This window comes from Ruegeria halocynthiae (genome assembly GCF_900106805.1).
Taxonomy (GTDB): Bacteria; Pseudomonadota; Alphaproteobacteria; order Rhodobacterales; family Rhodobacteraceae; genus Ruegeria; species Ruegeria halocynthiae.
The window spans coordinates 152,487-171,919 of the sequence record NZ_FNNP01000001.1; the positions used below are offsets into that span (position 1 = coordinate 152,487).

The 19,433-nt window shown below is 58.0% G+C and carries 16 protein-coding genes; 8 read left to right on the forward strand and 8 right to left on the reverse strand.

The annotated features are described in order from the left end of the window. Window position 1: 1 nt before the first annotated feature. From BLU89_RS00810 to BLU89_RS00820, 3 genes are all read right to left on the reverse strand, one after another. On the reverse strand, window positions 2-982 hold the full coding sequence (locus tag BLU89_RS00810; RefSeq protein WP_074733674.1) for an ABC transporter permease: 981 nt from the start codon (window positions 980-982) through the stop codon (window positions 2-4). Continuing rightward, the gene (locus BLU89_RS00815; RefSeq protein WP_074733676.1) at window positions 975-1,982 is read right to left on the reverse strand and encodes an ABC transporter permease; all 1,008 of its coding nucleotides are present in this window, start codon (window positions 1,980-1,982) and stop codon (window positions 975-977) included. Before BLU89_RS00815 ends, BLU89_RS00810 begins: the two co-directional genes overlap by 8 nt. Window positions 1,983-2,073: 91 nt before the next feature. After that, window positions 2,074-3,780 (reverse strand): peptide ABC transporter substrate-binding protein, encoded by a 1,707-nt coding sequence (locus tag BLU89_RS00820; RefSeq protein WP_074736260.1) that lies wholly within the window; start codon window positions 3,778-3,780, stop codon window positions 2,074-2,076. A 284-nt stretch (window positions 3,781-4,064) separates the two neighbouring features. Between BLU89_RS00820 and BLU89_RS00825 the strand changes: the two genes are divergently transcribed. From BLU89_RS00825 to BLU89_RS00845, 5 genes are read left to right on the forward strand one after another with little or no spacing between them, the layout of a single operon-like run. Continuing rightward, entirely contained in the window at window positions 4,065-5,885 is a 1,821-nt protein-coding gene (locus BLU89_RS00825) for an ABC transporter ATP-binding protein (protein WP_074733678.1), read from the forward strand. A gap of 5 nt (window positions 5,886-5,890) precedes the next feature. Further along, window positions 5,891-7,057: an acetylornithine deacetylase gene (gene argE, locus BLU89_RS00830; RefSeq protein ID WP_074733679.1), complete on the forward strand. Its 1,167-nt coding sequence runs from the start codon at window positions 5,891-5,893 to the stop codon at window positions 7,055-7,057. A gap of 20 nt (window positions 7,058-7,077) precedes the next feature. Beyond that, a complete protein-coding gene (locus BLU89_RS00835; protein ID WP_074733681.1) occupies window positions 7,078-8,244 on the forward strand; it encodes a M20 aminoacylase family protein in 1,167 nt (388 codons plus the stop codon). Between the two features lie 14 nt (window positions 8,245-8,258). Beyond that, complete coding sequence (locus tag BLU89_RS00840; RefSeq protein WP_074733682.1) at window positions 8,259-9,422, forward strand: M20 aminoacylase family protein; 1,164 nt, start codon at window positions 8,259-8,261, stop codon at window positions 9,420-9,422. Between the two features lie 17 nt (window positions 9,423-9,439). Then, entirely contained in the window at window positions 9,440-10,603 is a 1,164-nt protein-coding gene (locus BLU89_RS00845; RefSeq protein WP_074733684.1) for a M20 aminoacylase family protein, read from the forward strand. Between the two features lie 77 nt (window positions 10,604-10,680). Here the strand turns inward: BLU89_RS00845 and BLU89_RS00850 are convergent, their stop codons facing one another. Next, window positions 10,681-11,979, reverse strand: coding sequence for a 3-deoxy-D-manno-octulosonic acid transferase (locus BLU89_RS00850; protein WP_074733685.1), 1,299 nt, complete (start codon window positions 11,977-11,979; stop codon window positions 10,681-10,683). A gap of 1 nt (window position 11,980) precedes the next feature. Further along, a complete protein-coding gene (gene moaA, locus BLU89_RS00855; RefSeq protein WP_074733687.1) occupies window positions 11,981-12,988 on the reverse strand; it encodes a GTP 3',8-cyclase MoaA in 1,008 nt (335 codons plus the stop codon). Between the two features lie 91 nt (window positions 12,989-13,079). Here moaA and BLU89_RS00860 point away from each other — a divergent pair, with 91 nt between their 5' ends. Further along, on the forward strand, window positions 13,080-13,493 hold the full coding sequence (locus BLU89_RS00860; protein ID WP_074733688.1) for a hypothetical protein: 414 nt from the start codon (window positions 13,080-13,082) through the stop codon (window positions 13,491-13,493). Here the strand turns inward: BLU89_RS00860 and BLU89_RS00865 are convergent. Genes BLU89_RS00865 through glmU form a run of 3 tightly spaced genes read right to left on the reverse strand, consistent with a single transcriptional unit; the run spans window position 13,485 to window position 17,348 of the window. Next, window positions 13,485-14,162 (reverse strand): DNA alkylation repair protein, encoded by a 678-nt coding sequence (locus BLU89_RS00865; RefSeq protein ID WP_074733690.1) that lies wholly within the window; start codon window positions 14,160-14,162, stop codon window positions 13,485-13,487. The two genes, BLU89_RS00860 and BLU89_RS00865, sit on opposite strands and share 9 nt — an antisense overlap. A 6-nt stretch (window positions 14,163-14,168) precedes the next feature. Continuing rightward, window positions 14,169-15,992 (reverse strand): glutamine--fructose-6-phosphate transaminase (isomerizing), encoded by a 1,824-nt coding sequence (glmS, locus tag BLU89_RS00870; RefSeq protein ID WP_074733691.1) that lies wholly within the window; start codon window positions 15,990-15,992, stop codon window positions 14,169-14,171. A gap of 3 nt (window positions 15,993-15,995) precedes the next feature. Next, window positions 15,996-17,348, reverse strand: coding sequence for a bifunctional UDP-N-acetylglucosamine diphosphorylase/glucosamine-1-phosphate N-acetyltransferase GlmU (gene glmU, locus BLU89_RS00875; RefSeq protein WP_074733692.1), 1,353 nt, complete (start codon window positions 17,346-17,348; stop codon window positions 15,996-15,998). 134 nt (window positions 17,349-17,482) lie between these two features. Here glmU and BLU89_RS00880 point away from each other — a divergent pair, with 134 nt between their 5' ends. Together BLU89_RS00880 and BLU89_RS00885 are read left to right on the forward strand one after the other, a co-directional pair. Then, window positions 17,483-18,154 carry an HAD-IA family hydrolase gene (locus BLU89_RS00880; protein ID WP_074733693.1) on the forward strand — a complete coding sequence of 224 codons (672 nt, stop codon included), beginning with the start codon at window positions 17,483-17,485 and terminating at the stop codon, window positions 18,152-18,154. 39 nt (window positions 18,155-18,193) lie between these two features. After that, a complete protein-coding gene (locus BLU89_RS00885) occupies window positions 18,194-19,384 on the forward strand; it encodes a DegT/DnrJ/EryC1/StrS family aminotransferase (RefSeq protein ID WP_074733694.1) in 1,191 nt (396 codons plus the stop codon). Window positions 19,385-19,433 lie beyond the last annotated feature (49 nt).

Sequence of the window (19,433 nt, forward strand, 5' to 3'; positions counted from 1 at the left end):
CTTAGCGGCCCCGAATGCGGGGGTCGAGCGCGTCGCGCAGGCCGTCACCCAGATAGTTTACGCTGAGAACAGTCAACGAGATTGCCAGGCCGGGCCAGAACACGCGTTCAGGGTATTGCTGCAGATAATCGACACCATCAAACAGCAGGCGGCCCCATGTCGGGAAGTCCGGCGGGAAGCCGAGGCCGAGGAAGGACAACGCGCTTTCCGTGATGATCGCCGTTGCGATACCCAATGTGGCTGATACCATGATCGGGGACAGCACATTCGGCAGGATATGCCGCGTGATGATCTGTGTATTGCTGGTGCCGATGGACCGGGCGGCCAGAACGAACTCACGCTCCTTGATCGCCAGCACATCGCCACGCACAATCCGCGCCGTGGGCATCCATGAGGTAATCCCGATAGCACAGACGATCAGGATAAAGATCCCGCGTTCCAGTCCGAAGGTTGCGGACAAAGGTTCGCGAAACAGCAGCATCATGACAAGCAGCAATGGCAGCAGGGGCAGGGCCAGGAACAGGTCCGTCAGGCGCATCAATGGTCCATCAAGACGTCTGAAGAACCCTGCAACGACCCCGACAAGTGACCCAAGGAACAGTGCCAGCAGCATCGCAGTGATGCCCACAGAGACCGAGGTCTGCCCACCCGACATCATCCGCGCTAAAATATCGCGCCCGAGCTGGTCGGTCCCGAATGGATGCGCCCAGCTGGGGCCCTGGTTGCGGGAACGGATGTCGATCTGCGTGGGATCAATGCTCCAGAGATATGGCCCAAGATAGACGCCAGCTACGATGATGATGAACAGGATCGCTCCGATCATTGCGCCTTTGTGGGTCTTGAACTGGTCCCACACATCACGCCATTGGCTGCGGGGTGGGGTGGCCAGTTCTTCCATGACGTCGGCGGTTGGCAGCGCGGTCGAGGCGGGTGCAAGTCCTTCGTCGGGGACCAGAGTGTCGGTACGATCGTGATCAGTCATAGCGAATCCTCGGGTCCAGAATGCCGTACAAAACGTCTGCGATCAGGTTGAACACTACGATCAACACGGCAAAGATGAAGGTCAGGGTCTGCACCATCGGTAGGTCATTGGCCTGAATGGCCCCGATCAGCAACTGGCCGATGCCGTTCACCTTGAACACCTGTTCAGTGATGATCGCGCCGCCGAAGATGGCCGGGATACCCAGCGCAATCACGGTGACCACAGGGATCATCGAGTTTCGCAGGACGTGAACCATAACGACTGTGTATTCACTCAGGCCCTTGGCGCGGGCGGTGCGGACGTAATCCTGATTGAGATTGTCCAGCATCGAGGCGCGCATGAACCGGCTAAGCTGTGCAGTGATCTGCAGGGCCAGAACCATAACCGGCATGATCATCTGTTTCAGCTGCAGCATGAAACTGTCCCAACTGTTCACAACAAGCGTGGTGTCATAGATCGACGGGAACCAACCCAACTGCACCGAGAAGATTACGATCACCAGAACTCCCGAGAAGAACGGCGGGACTGAGAAGCCGATCATGGAAACGAATGTTCCCATCTGGTCAAACCAGGAATATTGGCGGTAGGCGGAATAGATGCCGATGGGCAGGGCGATCAGGATGGCGACTACATAAGCGGTGCCAACAACCCACAGGGTCTGTGGGATACGCTGAACGACGATATCCATGACGGGCGAGCGGGTCTGCCACGAAATCACACGCAGGTCACCTTCGGAGAAGGTTGTGCCGAACATTGCGTCGACCAGAACCTGTGGTTCGATCCAGAAGAATTGCACGATCCATTTCCAGAACCGGATATGCATCGGCTGACCGAGGCCGAGGGCCTCGCGCATCTTCTCTTTGACTTCGGGGGGAACAGTGAGCGGGACCTGCGCCATCGGATCGCCAGGTGCGAGTTCGAGAAGCAGGAAGATGACAAGACTGATGAACAAAAGCGTCGGAACCGCCAGCACCAGCCGTCTTATGGTAAAATTGAGCATTAAGAGGCGCCTTTATATGCGTCTTCTTGTTGGGATGGTGTGCAAATGACCGCGCCCCGAAGGTCGGGGCGCGGGTTTGCAAGATTAACGTTTAGGAACCGGTTTTACGGTACCAGTCGGCTGCGTTCCACAGCTCGCTGTCCCATACGTTCAGGACTACACCACCCAAGGTGTTTGCGTGCGCCGACAGACGACCACGGTGGACCAGCGGGATCATACCGCCGTTTTCAACCATGATATCATTCAGCTTTTTCGCGATCTCGGCGCGCTGCTCCAGACCGGCGGTTTCGGCCAGTTGACCATGCAGCTTGTCGAACTCTTCGTTGCAGAAGCGGCTGATGTTTTCGCCCTGCCACTGCGAATCCGGACGCGGTGCCTTGTCGCACAGGCCGTTGCCCAGATAGGACTGCGGGTCCGTGCCGTTGAAGGTGTTGGCGTACATTTCAACATCGGCATAGAACTTCTGGAAGGTATCGGGCGAGCCCGGGTCACCGCCGAAGAAGACCGACGCGTTGATGTTACGCAGTTCGGTTTCAACACCGATCTGGCTCCACCATTCCTTGACCAGTGCCTGGAAATCCTGGCGGACGGCGTTGGTTGAAGTCTGGTAAACGATCTTCAGCGGAACACCGTCTTTTTCACGGATACCGTCGCCATCAGTGTCAACGATGCCAGCATCATCCAGCAGCTTCTTCGCGCCTTCGATATCCTGCGTGTCGCAGGTCATCGAGGTCGAGTTGAACGCAGCAGGGGCCGGTACCCAGTTACAGGTCACTTTGCCTGCCTGACCATAACCAATCTCAACCAGTAGCGGGCGGTCGATAGCCATGGACAGTGCCTTGTAAACGGCAGGGTCCTGCAGGAACGGGTGCGGATGCGCAGCGGTCGCGCGCTCACCTTCCGGCAGATCAGGCGATGGGTTGGTTTGGTTCAACATGATACGCTCGACCAGCGGACCGAAGCCAGCGACCGGGGTACCTTTACCGCCTTCCTGCATCTGCGCGATAACTTCGGGCGCCAGCTGCAGGTTCCAGGCATAGTCGAACTCGCCAGTTTCCATGACCGCACGACCAGCCGCAGTTGCATCACCGCCGCCCTTAAAGGTCACGGTTGCAAAAGCAGGCTTCGCCGGGTCACGGTAGTTGTCGTTTGCCTTGAAGGTGATCACGTCATTCGGCTTGAACTCGGTGACGACAAACGGGCCGGTGCCGATCGGGTTAAAGTTCTGATCCGTGCATTCGGGTGCTTTTGCGCCCACACAATCGGCAAACTGAGCGGCTTGAATGATCGGGCTTTCGCCGCCGACAAAGGGTCCGTATGGGAACGGGGTTGGCGCGTCGAAGGTGACCTTGACGGTCAGGTCATCCACGGCCTCGACCGCGGTCACACCTTCAAATTTAGTGACCTGCGCACATCCGCCTTCGGGGTGCATGCAGTAATCGGCCGTGAATTTCACGTCAGCCGAGGTGAACGGTGTGCCGTCTGACCAGGTGATTCCCGGCGCAATTTTCCAGGTGATCGAGGTCAGGTCTTCGCTGACGCCGCCATTTTCAACGGTTGGGATTTCGGACGCGAGGAAAGGAACCATGTTGCCGTCTTGGTCATAGCGAGCCAGCGGTTCAATCACCAGCGAAGCCGATTCCACATCCTTGGTGCCGCCCGAAAGGAACGGGTTCAAGATCGAAGGGGCTTGCCAGTAAATGATGCTGACATTGCCGTCCGACCCGCGCTCGGCCATGGCCATCGGGGCCATCGCCGTGCTCGCAATCGCACCAAGCAAAAGGGTCTTGATTTTCATCATACACTCCATGTTGGACACTTCCGTGTCTCGATTATCTCCGCGAGGCCCGCGGATTCAGCGTTGCCGGGCTTGGGTGCAAGGCGCTGTAAAAAAACGTAAATGCCATTCACGTTTCGTAGATACCGCCCTCTCCCAAAAACGGTTACGCGGCGTATCGAAACAGAGTTTTTGAAAATTGCAAGCCTTGCCGCTGCGAAATTCTGCAATGGGTTTGACTTTTCCCACCCCCCGGCCTTAGCGTTTGGCACTTAATCCGAAAAGCCGCCAAGGGGAGAGCGCGCGTGCTGGATCAGCCAATTGCCCAGATCAAAAAACTACGGGTCGAATTTCAAACTAAGGATGGCCCGGTGGTCGGGGTCGAGGATGTCTCATTCGAGGTTAACCCAGGCGAAACCGTCTGTATCGTTGGAGAATCAGGGTCGGGAAAGTCGGTCTCGTCCCTGTCGCTGATGCGATTGGTCGAGTTCGGCGGTGGCGAGATTGCCGGGGGGCAATTGCTGTTCGATCGCCGCAATGGCGACGAAATGGACCTGTCAAATGCCGATCAGGATCTGATGAAACAGATTCGCGGAAACGAGATCGGAATGATTTTTCAGGAGCCGATGACAGCTCTGAATCCGGTGTTCACGGTCGAGCGGCAACTGACCGAAGGTTTGCGAATCCACAAGGACATGACGAAAGCGCAAGCCGAGGCGCGCGCGCTGGAGCTGCTGCGTCAGGTGCGAATCCCTGAACCGGAACGGCGCCTGAAACAATATCCGCATGAACTGTCAGGCGGTATGCGTCAGCGAGTGGTGATCGCCATGGCCATGGCGTGTGAGCCGCGCCTGCTGATCGCGGACGAACCGACCACCGCGCTGGACGTGACCATTCAGGCAGAGATTTTGGCACTGATGGACCGTCTCAAACGCGAAACCGGGACGGCGGTGATGTTCATCACCCACGACATGGCCGTGGTAGCACAAATGGCGGACCGCGTGGTGGTCATGTTCCGCGGTAACAAGGTTGAGGAAGGAACGGTCAACGAGATATTCGAGAACCCGCAGCATGACTACACCAAGTCACTTTTGGCGGCGGTTCCGAAACTGGGTGAAATGCAGGGCAAAGCTGCGCCTGAACCAATGAAGTTATTGGGTGAGGAAGGCCAGAATATCGCACCGATCCCCGGCACGAACGAAGTCCTGTTGACCGTAAAGAACCTGACCACGCGCTTTGCGGTCAAAGGTGGATTGCTGCGCCGGACCATCTCGAATGTTCATGCGGTCGAGGATGTTTCGTTTACGCTGAACAGGGGGCAAACGCTCAGCCTCGTGGGCGAATCCGGGTGCGGTAAGTCTTCGGCAGGACGCTCGATTCTGCGGCTGGTCGAGCCTATGGCGGGTGAGGTCGATCTGGACGGCGTTGACATCATGAAGCTGGATCCGTCAGGCCTGCGCAAGGCCCGGCTGGACATGCAGATGATTTTTCAGGACCCGTTCGCCTCGCTCAACCCGCAGATGCAGCTGGTCGATCAGGTCGCTGAACCGATGCGCAACTATGGTGTTGCGTCTGGCTCCGAATTGCAGGATCGCGTAGCGCAGCTGTTCGACAAGGTACAACTGCCGCGCAGCTTCATGCGCCGTTTCCCGCATGAGATGTCAGGGGGGCAGCGTCAACGGATCGCAATCGCGCGTGCCTTGGCGCTGAATCCCAAGCTCATCATCGCGGATGAGGCGGTTTCGGCTCTGGACGTTTCGGTGCAGGCACAAGTGCTGAATCTGATGATGGAACTGCAGTCCGAGCTTGGCCTCAGTTACCTGTTTATCAGTCACGATATGGCCGTGGTCGAACGCGTCAGTCATCATGTCGGCGTGATGTATCTGGGACGTATCGTTGAACTCGGACCGCGCGCCCGAGTGTTCGAAAACCCGCAACACGCTTATACACAAGCCTTGATGAAAGCGGTTCCGATTGCTGATCCGAACAAGCGAAAATCAGAGAAGGATCTGAATTTCAAACCGATCCCGTCCCCCATTCATCCGATCGGTTATGCGCCCGAACCCTCGCAGTACAACGAGGTTGAGCCGGGTCATTTTGTTCTGACCACTGACAGTGGATATTGACCCTCATGGCTGAGCGCCTGTCTCCGCTGGAGATCATGACCAAGCTGATCTCGTTCCCGACCGTCAGCCGTGACACGAATCTGCCGCTGGTGGATTGGGTTGAGGGGTATCTGCAAAGCCATGGAATCGAATCCCATTGCTGGCCCGATCCGGATCAGCCGCATAAGGCGGCAATTTTCGCGCATGTTGGGCCCCTGCAGGAGGGCGCGATCGTCCTGTCAGGCCATACGGATGTTGTGCCCATCGATGGCCAGCCCTGGGATACTGATCCTTTTGTCGTGACCGAAAAGGATGGCAAGTATTTCGGGCGCGGCACCTGTGATATGAAGGGATTTGACGCGCTGGCGATCTGGGCTTTGATCGAGGCGCACCACGCAGGCGTCAAACGCCCCCTGCAACTGGCGCTGAGTTTTGATGAAGAAGTCGGCTGCACCGGTGCACCGCCGATGATCCAAGCGATGCAGAAGGTCTTGCCCAAAGGCTCGGCGGTGATCGTGGGTGAACCGTCGATGATGCAGGCCGTTACCGGACACAAGGGCGGTTTTGGCTATGACACGCATGTGGTGGGGTTCGAAGTTCATAGTTCGATCATGCACACAGGTGTCAACGCGATCATGGAGGCAGCGCCTTTGATCGACTGGGCCAGTCAGCGAAACGCCGAAAACATGGCTGCACGACCATCGGACATGGCCGCCGTGTTCGATCCCCCTTGGACCACCTGCCATGTGGGCATGATCGAGGGTGGTACGGCGCATAACATCACCGCCAAGGATTGCCGGTTCATGATGGATTTCCGGGTCGTTCCGGGCGAAAGTGCTGCCCAATGGCGCGATGCTTATCTTGATCTGGTCCGACAGGCAGAGGCGCGGATGCAGGCCGTAAATCCAGAAGCGCGCATTGATGTGTCCGATCATTTCGCAGTACCTGCCTTGGTGCCTGAAACCGAAGGTGAGGCTGAGATGCTGGTGCGTTCCCTGACAGGGGACAATGCTTCTCATGTCGTTAGCTACGGCACCGAGGCCGGACAGTTTCAGGAAGCTGGGTATTCGGCGGTAATCTGTGGCCCCGGCGATATTGCGCAAGCGCATCAACCAAATGAATTCATAGAAGTTTCACAGTTCAACGCTGGCCACCAGTTCATGCAGCGTCTGGTCCAGCGCCTCTGCGAGTAATACCCGAAGGGAGATTGAAGATGCCCGTCAAGAACCGGCTTGCCGAAATGCATGGCGAGATCACCAAATGGCGCCGCCATCTGCATATGCACCCCGAGTTGATGTACGACGTCGAAGAAACGGCAGGTTTTGTCGTTGATCGCCTGAAAGAGTTTGGCGTCGATGACATCACACCCGGCATCGGCAAGACAGGTGTTGTCGCCGTGATCAAGGGGCGCGAAGACACCACGGGCCGGGTCATCGGGTTGCGTGCTGATATGGATGCTCTGCCGATCGAAGAGGCGACGGGGCTGGACTATGCCTCTACCGTTTCGGGAAAAATGCATGCCTGCGGGCATGACGGGCATACTTCGATGCTGCTGGGGGCAGCGCAATATCTGGCTGAAACGCGGAATTTCGACGGGACCGTGGTCCTGATTTTCCAACCGGCTGAGGAAGGCGGGGCAGGTGGTCTGGCCATGTGTCAAGACGGGTTGATGGACCGCTGGGGCATTCAGGAAGTCTATGGCATGCACAACATGCCCGGGATGCCGGTCGGGGAATTTGCCATCCGGCCCGGTGCTTTGCTGGCGTCGTCCGATGAGTTCGAGATCGTAGTGACAGGCAAAGGTGGCCACGCGGCCGCACCTCATGACGCGGTTGATACAACTCTGGTCGCCTCGCATATTGTTGTGGCCTTGCAATCGGTTGTGTCGCGGACAGTCGATCCGGTCAAACGCGTTGTGCTGACCGTTGGAACGTTTGAAACTGATAGCGCCGCGTCAAATGTGATCGCCCACTCCGTACGTCTGCAGGGTACGGTCCGCACGCTGGACCCCGAGTATCGCACGATCGCGGAAGAGCGCGTGCGCCGGATTGCGGAAGACACAGCCTCGGCCTTTGGTGCGCGGGCGGATATGACATGGACGCCGGGCTATCCTGTGACCGTGAATTCCGAGGCCGAAACCGCCTATGCCGCCGACGCCGCAGAGGCAGTCGCAGGCAAGGTCAATGACAGCACCGATCCGATCATGCCGTCGGAAGATTTTGCCTACATGCTTGAAGAACGGCCCGGAGCCTACATCTTTGTTGGGAACGGGGACACGGCCATGTGCCATCACCCGGAATACAACTTTGACGATGAAGCAATCCCCGCCGGATGCAGCTGGTTTGCTGAACTGGTGGAACGACGATTGCCCGTTACCTGATTTGGGAGGATCAGATGCCAATCAAGAACCGACTTGCCGAAATGCACGAAGAGATCACAGGTTGGCGGCGAGACATCCATCAACACCCTGAAATCCTGTATGACACACTCCGCACCAGCGCCTTGGTGGCCGAAAAGCTTAGGGAGTTCGGCTGCGATGAAGTCGTGACCGGTATTGGTCGCACAGGCGTTGTTGGTGTGATCAAAGGCAAGACGGACACGCAGGGCCGCGTGATCGGTCTGCGGGCCGATATGGACGCCCTGCCGATGCAGGAGCAGACCGGTCTGGACTATGCCTCGAAAACCGACGACGCCATGCACGCCTGTGGGCATGACGGACACACAGCGATGGTTCTGGGCGCCGCGAAATACCTGTCGGAGACGCGCAATTTCGACGGGACGGCCATCGTTATCTTCCAACCTGCCGAGGAAGGGGGGAACGGCGCCGAAGCGATGTGCAAAGACGGCCTGATGGATCAATTTGGTATTCAGGAAGTCTATGCCATGCACAACGTGCCGGGCGTACCGACTGGCCAGTTCGCCATTCGTTCTGGACCGCTACTGGCAGCGGCGGATGAGTTTAACATACATCTGGAGGGCCGGGGCGGTCATGCTGCAAAGCCGCACGAAACCATTGATACCACAGTGATGTTGTCGCAACTGATTGTGGCGTTGCAAACCATCGTCTCGCGTAATGCTGACCCTATTTTGCAGGCGGTGGTGTCGGTGACATCTGTTGAGACGTCCTCGAAAGCGTTCAATGTGATCCCTCAATCAGCGCAGGTGAAGGGCACTGTGCGGACCCATTCGAACGACATGCGTGATCTGATTGAGCAGCGTTTGACTGAGGTCTGCAAGGGGATCGCCGAGACCTTTGGTGGCACGGTCAATGTCTCGTATACGCGCGGTGTGCCGGTGACGATCAATGCCGAGGAACAGACAGAGTACGCTGCCGAAGCCGCAGTTTCCGTCGGTGGTAGCTGTGGCGAAGCGCCGATGGTGATGGGAGGCGAGGATTTCTCGTTCATGCTGGAAGAGCGCCCAGGGGCTTTCATCATACTGGGAAATGGCGACAGCGCCGGATTGCACCACCCTGAATACAATTTCAACGATGAGATCATCCCCATTGGGTGCTCATGGTTTGCCGAAATGGTCGAGCGCCGGATGCCGGCGGCTTGAGTTAGGAGAGAAAAGAGATGCCAGTTAAAAACCGCTTTGCCGAGCTGCAGGATGAGATCACCGCGTGGCGACGAGATATGCACGAGAACCCTGAGATTCTGTTTGAAACCCACCGCACCAGCGCCTTGGTCGCGGACAAGCTGAAAGAGTTTGGCTGTGACGAGGTTGTTACCGGGATCGGTCGCACCGGAGTTGTCGGTGTGATCAAGGGCAAGTCCGATACCAAGGGCAAGGTCATCGGTCTGCGTGCCGACATGGACGCGCTGCCGATCCATGAGGCAACGGGGTTGGAATATGCGTCGAAAACCGATGGTGCAATGCACGCTTGTGGCCATGACGGACATACTGCGATGTTGTTGGGTGCGGCGAAGTACCTGTCTGAGACGCGGAATTTTGACGGCACGGTTGTGGTGATATTTCAGCCCGCCGAGGAAGGCGGCAGTGGTGGTCGCGAAATGTGTGAAGACGGCATGATGGAACGCTGGAACATTCAGGAAGTTTACGGAATGCACAATTGGCCAGGCCACCCGGTCGGCAGTTTTTCTATTCGACCTGGCTCATTCTTTGCGGCAACCGATCAGTTCGATGTCACGTTTGAGGGGCGTGGGGGGCACGCGGCAAAACCTCAGGAGACGGTGGATACCACGGTGATGGCGGCGCAGGCTGTGTTGGCGCTACAGACCATCGCCGCGCGCAATGCCGATCCGATTGATCAGGTGGTGGTGTCGGTGACCTCGTTTGAAACCTCATCCAAAGCGTTTAACGTTATCCCTCAGACAGTGCAGATCAAGGGCACGGTGCGCACAATGAGCAAAGAGATGCGGGGCCTGGCCGAGCAGCGGATAAATGAGATTTGCAACGGCGTCGCGGCGACTTTCGGTGGTACAGTGGATGTAACCTACATCCGAGGTTACCCGGTCATGGTGAACAGTGACGTTCAGACCGACTTTGCCGCTGAGGTGGCGAAATCGGTGTCCGGTAGCTGCGACGAGGCCCCGCTTGTGATGGGGGGGGAAGATTTTGCCTTTATGCTGGAAGAGCGCCCAGGGGCTTATATTCTGGTGGGCAATGGCGATACGGCTGCAGTGCATCACCCGGAATACAACTTTAACGATGAAGCTATTCCGGCCGGATGCAGCTGGTGGGCCGAGATTGTCGAGCAACGGATGCCCGCGGCCTGAAGAGGTGGAGCGAGGGGCCAGCCCCTCGCGCTCCCCGAGGTATTTTTAGCCAGATGAAGGGGGATCGGTGCGCTATTTCAGCCGAGTGACAGGCGGGTGCATAGCGTGTCGATCACCGTGTGCAACGCGGATTTCTGCGTATTCACACAGGCGCGGGCAGCGGTTCGCGCGGCGGTCAGTTCCGCCTCTTTCGACAACCACAGTGCGACTGTATCAGAGAGATCGTTAGCCGAGTTGATCAAGACAGCGCCTCCGGTTTCGATCAGCGGCGCGAAGGTTTCGGCGAAGTTGAAATATCCCGACCCGGTGATTACCGCCGCCCCGGCCTGCGCGGGCTCAAAGGGGTTGTGACCGCCGATTTCCCTCAGGGATCCACCCAGAAAAACGATAGGGCACAAGGCGTACCAGGTTCCGGTTTCCCCCAATGTGTCAGCGACATAGACCTGTGTGGCTGGCGCTATCGGCTGATTTGCGCTGCGCTGCGCGCAAGACAAGCCTGCGTCACTGACCAGTTTTACAACCTCGCTTCCGCGTTCAGGGTGGCGCGGGATCAGGAGCAGCAGCAGATCAGGCCAAAGGTGCAGCAACGCCTTGTGGGCAGACAGAACGGTTTCTTCTTCTCCGACATGGGTTGAACTGGCCACCCAGACCGGTCGACCGGCTATCTGTAATTGAGTTTTGGCTAAAGTTAATTGATCAACCGGCAGCGGATCGGACATTGCCTTGAGATTGGTGCCGGGTTCGACCCGCCCAGCATCTGCGCCCATTGCGATCAGATTATGTGCGGTTTTTTGGTTTTGGGTCAGAAACAGCTTGAAATGGTCCAGAACGAAGCGTGCGGTGTCAGGACGTTTTTTCCAACCGGCGACCGATTTATCAGATAGGCGCGCATTCAGAAGCGCAAGTGGCGTACCGCGTTTGGCGGTTTCCACGATAAGGCGCGGCCAGATTTCGCTTTCGACAAATATCCCGGCATCAGGATTCCAGTGATCCAGAAATCGACGTACCGGAGCCGCGCTATCTAATGGTGGGTACTGATGGCGGGTACGTTGGGGCAGGCGCTTGGCGATCAGTGCCGCCGAAGTTGGAGTGCCAGAGGTGATCAGGAACTCTGTATCCGGCAAGCGTTCACCCAAACGGCTGATCAGGCTAAGGACCGAGAGGCTTTCGCCCACGCTGGCTGCGTGAAACCAGATCAGTTGCCCTGTGGGGCGCGGCAAACTGGCATAGCCCAGCCGTTCTTGCTGACGATTTTCGGGCACACCTGCGCTTTGCAGCTTGCTGCGCACTTCATGCCAGACCAGCGGCCCTGCAATTGTGGTGAGACCGCAGTACAGTTTGTACAGCAGCGTCGGCTGCGCGTGTGAGACGGGCATTTCAGCCGCCCGTATGGCTCATGTGGCGGCTCATCCGGCCGTCGACGGCCTGCCGGGAATAATCGAAATCGTGACCTTTGGGCTTGAGGGTGATCGCGGTGCGGATCGCGTTCTCAAGCGGCTGTTCCGTGTCAGGGTGATCACGAAGTGCTCCGCGTAAGTCGGCCATGTCTTCCTGACCCAGGCACATGTAAAGCTCACCGGTGCAGGTCAGACGCACGCGATTGCAGCTTTCGCAGAAATTGTGTGACAGGGGTGTGATAAAGCCGACTTTCTGGCTGGTTTCCTCGAGCCGTACGTAACGGGCCGGGCCGCCGGTGCGCTCGGCCAGATCGGTGACGCTGTAGTGGTTCTCGTATTCCGCCCGCACGTCCTTGAGTGACCAATACTGATCAAGCCGGTCCTCGTTGCCGATATCGCCCATGGGCATGACCTCGATCCAGGTCAGGTCCATATCACGCTCGGCGCACCATTCTGTGATCTTTGGCAGTTCAGGTTCGTTGAATCCTTTTAGAGCAACCGCGTTGATCTTGATCCGCAGACCGGCTTTCTGCGCCGCGTCAATGCCGTTCAGTACCTGTTTCAGGCGGCCCCAACGTGTGACTTTGGCGAATTTTTCGTCGTCCAGAGTATCCAGCGAGATATTCACGCGGCGTACGCCAGCCGCATAGAGATCATCCGCGAAGCGATGCAGCTGAGATCCGTTGGTGGTCAGCGTCAGCTCTTTCAGCGCGCCACTGTTCAGATGTCGGGTCATGCTGTTGAAAAAGCTCATGATATTGCGACGAACCAGAGGTTCCCCGCCAGTGATGCGCAGTTTCTCAACACCCATGTTCACGAAAGTTGTGCACATGCGGTCTAGCTCTTCCAGTGTCAGCAGGTCTTTCTTTGGCAGAAAGGTCATGTTTTCGGACATGCAATACACGCAGCGGAAATCGCAGCGATCCGTTACGGAGACGCGGAGATAGGTGATGGCGCGGGCAAACGGGTCGATAAGCGGAGCTGTCATGGCTCATAGGTAAAGCGGAGGCCGGTTCACGGCAAGAGCCAACTGCGTTTTGGGCTGGTACAGAAAGGCGCAGGGCACTAGGGTTTGTGGTATGAAATACGTGTTGATTTTGGCCTTTGCTCTGGTCGCTGGATGCGATGCTGTTCGGTCCACGACGGACCGTGTGTTCGGGGGTACATCCGCCGAGCCTGAGGCCGTACCTGTTGCGGCCAAAGCCCCTGACAAAGACCCCGAACCCGCCGCCGCTGACGGATGGGCCGGTGCCAAAACGACAATTGCCGGGTTGGGCGACCCCAATACGCCGGGGCGTTGGCTGCAGACACCGCTGGTCGAAACTGAAATCAATGGTCGGGTGGTGGTGCCGCGCACCGGTGCGCAGGCCTATGTAGCACTTGTTCCTGCGCCGGGGCCAGAAGGGGGCGGCAGCCGCTTGTCGATTGAGGCGATGCGCGCGCTACTGGTGCCGTATGACGAGCTGGTCGAATTGGAAGTTTACTCAGACTGAGCGCAGGTATTTTCCGGCTTCTTTTCGGGCGAAGGGTTTCAATGCGGCGCCATGAGCCGAAAGAAACGCCACCACGCGTTCCGGATCGTGCTTTGATAGGTCGCGCAGCCACCATGCGATGGCCTTCTGGATGAACCATTGCCGATCAGGGACGTAGCCTGCGGCCCATCCGAGAATGCGGTCACGGTGCATCAAATCTTCTGGTTTTGGATGATTTTGTTTGGTCCACGGCAAAGTGGCCACCAGAGCAGCGCGTTTGGTCCACATATGCTGTGATACGGTCCAGCGTTCGACCTGATCCAGCCGTGAAGGATCGGCAGTCAGGCGTTTTTGCATCGCCATACAGGCATGATCGGCGATCGCCCAGGCGTCGAAATCGGGCAGCCAGCTTTGCAACAGATCCCACACGGCGTCATCTGGCCGGATACGCGCTTGTGTCAGCAACTTCGCTGCTGCGACGCGGGCCTCGTGGATATTGGTCTGCCATAACTCATCCGCAACGGCCACACGGTCAGCGACCTCAAGCTCGCGCCGCCAGGCCTTGGTCAGATCGTTCAGAATCGGGTTGGGAACACCCAGATAGGGGCGGTCTGCCTTGTGATACGCCGCCACCTGTTCTGCGCGTTCGGGATCGGCATGAGCCTTGATTTGATCCAGATAGGCCTGCATCGGCGGTCACTCGACCGTTACGGATTTGGCCAGATTGCGCGGCTGGTCGACATCTGTGCCTTTGGCGACAGCCGTGTGATACGCCAGCAATTGCGCAGGCACCGAGTAAAGGATCGGCGCGAGGCTGGTATGTACATGTGGCATCCGGATCGTGCTCCAAACACCATCCTCGGCATCGGCGATTCCATCGTCATCCGAGACAAGGATGACCTTGCCCTTGCGCGCCATCACTTCCTGCATGTTCGAGACCGTCTTGTCGAACACCGCATCGCGCGGCGCCATCACGACAACCGGCATATGCTTGTCGATCAGGGCGATGGGGCCGTGTTTCAGCTCGCCCGACGCATATCCTTCGGCGTGGATATAGCTGATTTCCTTTAGCTTCAGCGCACCTTCCATGGCCAGCGGGTACATCAACCCACGCCCCAGGAACAGCACGTCGCGGGCCTCGGACAGGCGCTGGGCGGACTGGCGAATAGACTCATTCTGATCCAGCGCAGCGTTCAGAACTGTCGGCAACCCGCGCAAAGCGGCCGCGTGATCGGCCAGTTCTTCATCAGTCAGCGTGCCGCGATCTGCGGCGGCCTTGAGCGCCAGCATCAGCAGAACGCTAAGTTGGCAGGTGAACGCCTTGGTCGACGCAACGCCGATCTCAACGCCCGCATGGATTGGCAGCGCCAGATCGCTTTCGCGCGCAATCGAGCTTTCCGGTACATTGACGACCGAGACGATCTTGTCCGCCTTGCCTTCGCAATAGCGCAAGGCTGCCAGCGTGTCAGCGGTTTCGCCTGACTGGCTGACAAACAGCGCCAGCGTGCGGTCCGAGATCGGGGGTTCGCGGTAGCGGAACTCGCTGGCGATATCGACCTCAACCGGCATCTTGGCAAGCTGTTCGAACCAGTATTTGGCCGTCAGGCAGGCGTAAAACGCAGTGCCGCAGGCGACCATGGTCAATCGATCCAGCTTTGCGAAATCCAGATCGTCACCAGGCAACACCACCTGATCACCGCCAGTTGGAAGATAGGATCGGATCGCCTCGGCAACCACGATGGGTTGCTCGGCGATTTCCTTGGCCATGTAATGCTTGTGGTTGCCTTTGTCGACGCGGGTCCGGTCCAGTTGAATCTGCCGGATTTCACGGTTGGCAAGCTCACCGGCCTCGGTGCGGATTTCAAGTGTGGTGCGGGTCAGTACTGCGCGATCACCTTCTTCAAGATAGGTGATGCGGTCGGTCAGCGGGGCCAGTGCAATCGCGTCCGAACCGACATACATCTCGCCGTCGCCGTGACCTATTGCGAGTGGCGAGCCCTTGCGCGCCGCGACGATCAGGTCGTCCTGCCCGTCGAACAGGAAGGCGAGTGCGAATGCACCTTGCAACTGATCAATGGTTTTGAAAGCCGCTTCAACCGGTGACAGACCTTCGTTCATGTACTGCTCGGTCAGCAGGGCAACTGTTTCGGTATCGGTGTCCGTGACGAATCCGACACCATGATCGGCCAGTTCTGCACGCAGTTCACGATAGTTTTCGACGATGCCGTTGTGCACCACGGCGACGGGGCCGGCCTTGTGCGGATGCGCATTCTTGACCGAGGGCGCACCATGGGTAGCCCAGCGGGTATGGCCAATGCCGGATTTGCCACGCAGAGGATCGTGCACCAGAAGGTCGCTGAGATTGACCAGCTTGCCTACGGCCCGTCGCCGCGCCAGAGCACCGTCATTCACCGTTGCGATCCCGGCGCTGTCATAGCCGCGATACTCCAGTCGTTTCAGCGCCTCAACCAGAATGGGGGCGGCTTCGTGACTGCCCAGAACACCTACAATTCCACACATAATTCAGCTTCCTTTGTTGCGGCGGGCCTTCTTCGCCTTCAACATATCAAATAATTTTCGCGCATAGCCGGGCTTGTTTTCCTGCTTGGCACGAGCAACGGCCAGCGCTTCGGATTCGACATCGCGTGTCACCACGGTGCCGGTCGCCGTCATCGCGCCGTCGCCCAGCGTAACCGGCGCCACCAGCATCGTATTCGAACCGACAAACACGTTTTCCCCAATGGTGGTCCTGTGTTTCATCACACCATCATAGTTGCAAGTTATGGTACCGGCACCGATATTTGAGCCCGCTCCAACCGAAGCATCGCCGATATAGCTGAGGTGATTCACCTTAGCGCCCTCGGCGATTTCCGCGTTCTTGATCTCGACAAAATTGCCGACGCGGGCGTTTTCGGATAGCTCTGCGCCCGGGCGCAGACGGGCGTAGGGGCCAACCGTTGCGCCACGGCTGACATGGCAGCCCTCAAGGTGCGAAAACGCGCGAATCGTGGCGCCACTTTCAACGGTTACACCGGGGCCGAACACAACATTGGGCTCGATCACGCTGTCGCGTCCAATAACTGTATCCGCCGCCAGATACACCGTGTCAGGTGCCATCAGCGTAACCCCCTGTTCCAGCAATGCGATCCGTGCACGTGACTGGAATACCGCGTCAGCCGCAGCCAGATCCGCACGAGAGTTCACGCCCAGCGTTTGCGCCTCGTCGCAGGCGACAGCGGTCACACGCAGGCCCTGGTTGCGGGCGATCTCAACTACATCAGTCAAGTAGTATTCACCCGATGCATTGTCATTCCCAACCGCCTCGATCAAGGCGAACAGGGTTTGGGAGTTGCAAGTCAAAAGACCGGAATTACAAAAGGTTATGGAGCGTTCCTCATCTGAAGCTTCCTTGTATTCGACAATCCTCTCAAGCGTGTTGCCAGCCATGATCAGGCGACCATATCGCGCGGGGTCTGCAGCCTCGAAACCCAGTATGACAAGATCGTTTTCAGCCCGTGCGGCAATCATCCGCTCCAGCGTATCGGACTGAAGAAATGGCGTGTCGCCATAAAGCACAACCACGTCCCCTTCGAACCCGTCCAGCGCGGAACGCGCTTGCGCGACGGCGTGGGCGGTGCCCAGCTGTTCTTCCTGCACCGCGATGCTGGCTTTTTCGTCTTCGGCTTCGGCCACACTGGCAACGGCCTCAGACCCGTGGCCGGTGACAATCACGGTGTGTTCGGGCGACAGGACAGAGCCGGCGCGCATGGCGTGGACCAGCATCGGCGCCTGGGCAATGGGATGCAGGACTTTGGGAATATCAGAGTTCATCCGAGTGCCTTTTCCGGCAGCAAGGATGACAAGGGCGGTGCTCATGAAATCGTTTTCTCTTTTGTTTTGTCGCGGCCCGTTTTATCCGCTGTGGACAAAGGCGCAAGCGGTTCGGCCATCAAAGAAGATTGCCGTTTGCAACACGACATGGCGGATTCCCGCCGGTTCAGGAGGTGAGAATGCGTACGGTTATCTTCGATCTGGATGGAACATTGGCGGATACGTCGGGCGATTTGCTGGCCGCCGCAAACCATTGTTTTCGCCAGATGGGTCATGGGGATGTGCTGACACCCGAACTCGATGCAGCAGTTTCAGTGCGCGGCGCGCGCCTGATGCTGGCACATGGCTTGAAGCGGGTTGGCGCTTATGACGCGCAGGTCGTTGAAACCTATTATCCGATCTTTCTCGATATCTACGGACAGGCGATCGATACCCATACCTATTTCTACCCCGGAGCGCTTGAGGCCGTCGAAGCACTGAAGGCTGCAGGCTATGGCGTGGGTATTTGCACCAACAAACCCGAGGGGCTTGCCGATCTGTTGCTGACCCGATTGGGCGCGCGGGATCGTTTTGCATCGCTGGTCGGGGCCGATACATTGCCGGTGCGCAAACCCGACCCCGAGCCCCTTCGAGAGGCAGCCCGCCGTGCCGGGGGGAGCCCAGATCACTGCGTTCTGATAGGTGACTCGGATACCGACCGAAATACGGCACGGGCTGCAGGCGTGCCTTCGGTTCTGGTGACATTCGGCCCGTCTGGCGATGATATGGCCGCACTGGAGCCCGAGGCACTGCTGCATCATTTTGATGATTTGCCGAAACTGGTATCCGATTTGATCGGAGTGGCAGTGTGATCCCTTGACCTGCCTCATTTACAGCACCAAAACAGACACATGACTGAGACATTCAAGGGTAATTTTACCCAGCAGGAACCCATCCCCGAAGAGGCAATCGAGGCCGCCCTGACCGTGCTGCGCCATGGGCGCCTGCATCGTTATAACGTCACGCCCGGCGAGTTGAGCGAGACGGCTTTGCTTGAGCAGGAATTTGCGGCCCAGACGGGTGCGAAATACTGTCTGGCGGTGTCATCAGGTGGCTATGCTTTGGCGACTGCGTTGCGCGCTGTAAGCGTCCAACCCGGCGATCCGGTGCTGACCAACGCGTTCACGCTGGCCCCGGTGCCGGGGGCGATTGCTTCGGTAGGGGCGAAGCCGATCTTTGTTGGTGTAACGGAAACTCTGACCATTGATCTGAATGATCTTGAGGCAAAGCTGGATCAGGCAAGAGTGTTAATGCTCAGCCACATGCGCGGGCATCTGTGTGACATGGATAGGCTTATGCGGATGTGCGACGCTGCCGGTGTGATCGTGATCGAAGATTGCGCACATACCATGGGTGCCGCGTGGCGCGGGCAGCTATCAGGACGGCAAGGGGCCATCGGTTGTTACTCGTGCCAGACCTACAAGCACGTGAACTCGGGCGAGGGCGGGTTGCTGGTCACCGATGACCCGGAACTGGCGGCGAAGGCAACCATGCTTTCTGGGTCTTACATGCTTTATGAACGCCATCTGGCCGCGCCCGGTCCGGACGTGTTTGAGCGGATCAAATACACAACGCCCAATGTTTCGGGCCGGATGGACAATCTGCGTGCCGCGATCCTGCGCCCTCAATTGCGGGATCTGGGCCGGCAGGTACAGCGCTGGAACGAGCGATATGACGAAATTGAACGTGGTCTGCGTGAAACGCCCGGGCTGACGATCGTCGAACGGCCCGATGACGAAACCTATGTCGGCTCATCCATACAGTTCTTGTTGCTGGACTGGACACCTGGGCGCATCACTGAAGTGATCAGCCGCTGCGCTGCGCGTGGGGTTGAGTTGAAGTGGTTTGGCGGGGCCGAGCCGGCTGGCTTTACCTCGCGCTATGACAGCTGGCGTTATGCGGACAGCGAACCGATGCCTGCAAGTGACAGGATTTTGTCCGGCATCATGGATATGAGGGTTCCGTTGACCTTTTCACTTGAGGATTGCCGACAGGTCGCGCGCATTATCCGCGCCGAGGTTGGATCGGTCTACCAGTCGTAATCCTATTGAGTGCGCTTTTAGCGCACACTCTGACTTTTTGAGAACGCCG

Bases quoted from the DNA above. Each gene is read 5' to 3' on its own strand.
- BLU89_RS00810 (WP_074733674.1), bottom strand. From the start codon at position 982: ATGACTGATCACGATCGTACCGACACTCTGGTCCCCGACGAAGGACTT.
- BLU89_RS00815 (WP_074733676.1), bottom strand. From the start codon at position 1,982: ATGCTCAATTTTACCATAAGACGGCTGGTGCTGGCGGTTCCGACGCTT.
- BLU89_RS00820 (WP_074736260.1), bottom strand. From the start codon at position 3,780: ATGAAAATCAAGACCCTTTTGCTTGGTGCGATTGCGAGCACGGCGATG.
- argE (WP_074733679.1), top strand. From the start codon at position 5,891: ATGGCTGAGCGCCTGTCTCCGCTGGAGATCATGACCAAGCTGATCTCG.
- BLU89_RS00835 (WP_074733681.1), top strand. From the start codon at position 7,078: ATGCCCGTCAAGAACCGGCTTGCCGAAATGCATGGCGAGATCACCAAA.
- BLU89_RS00840 (WP_074733682.1), top strand. From the start codon at position 8,259: ATGCCAATCAAGAACCGACTTGCCGAAATGCACGAAGAGATCACAGGT.
- BLU89_RS00845 (WP_074733684.1), top strand. From the start codon at position 9,440: ATGCCAGTTAAAAACCGCTTTGCCGAGCTGCAGGATGAGATCACCGCG.
- BLU89_RS00850 (WP_074733685.1), bottom strand. From the start codon at position 11,979: ATGCCCGTCTCACACGCGCAGCCGACGCTGCTGTACAAACTGTACTGC.
- moaA (WP_074733687.1), bottom strand. From the start codon at position 12,988: ATGACAGCTCCGCTTATCGACCCGTTTGCCCGCGCCATCACCTATCTC.
- BLU89_RS00860 (WP_074733688.1), top strand. From the start codon at position 13,080: ATGAAATACGTGTTGATTTTGGCCTTTGCTCTGGTCGCTGGATGCGAT.
- BLU89_RS00865 (WP_074733690.1), bottom strand. From the start codon at position 14,162: ATGCAGGCCTATCTGGATCAAATCAAGGCTCATGCCGATCCCGAACGC.
- glmS (WP_074733691.1), bottom strand. From the start codon at position 15,992: ATGTGTGGAATTGTAGGTGTTCTGGGCAGTCACGAAGCCGCCCCCATT.
- glmU (WP_074733692.1), bottom strand. From the start codon at position 17,348: ATGAGCACCGCCCTTGTCATCCTTGCTGCCGGAAAAGGCACTCGGATG.
- BLU89_RS00880 (WP_074733693.1), top strand. From the start codon at position 17,483: ATGCGTACGGTTATCTTCGATCTGGATGGAACATTGGCGGATACGTCG.
- BLU89_RS00885 (WP_074733694.1), top strand. From the start codon at position 18,194: ATGACTGAGACATTCAAGGGTAATTTTACCCAGCAGGAACCCATCCCC.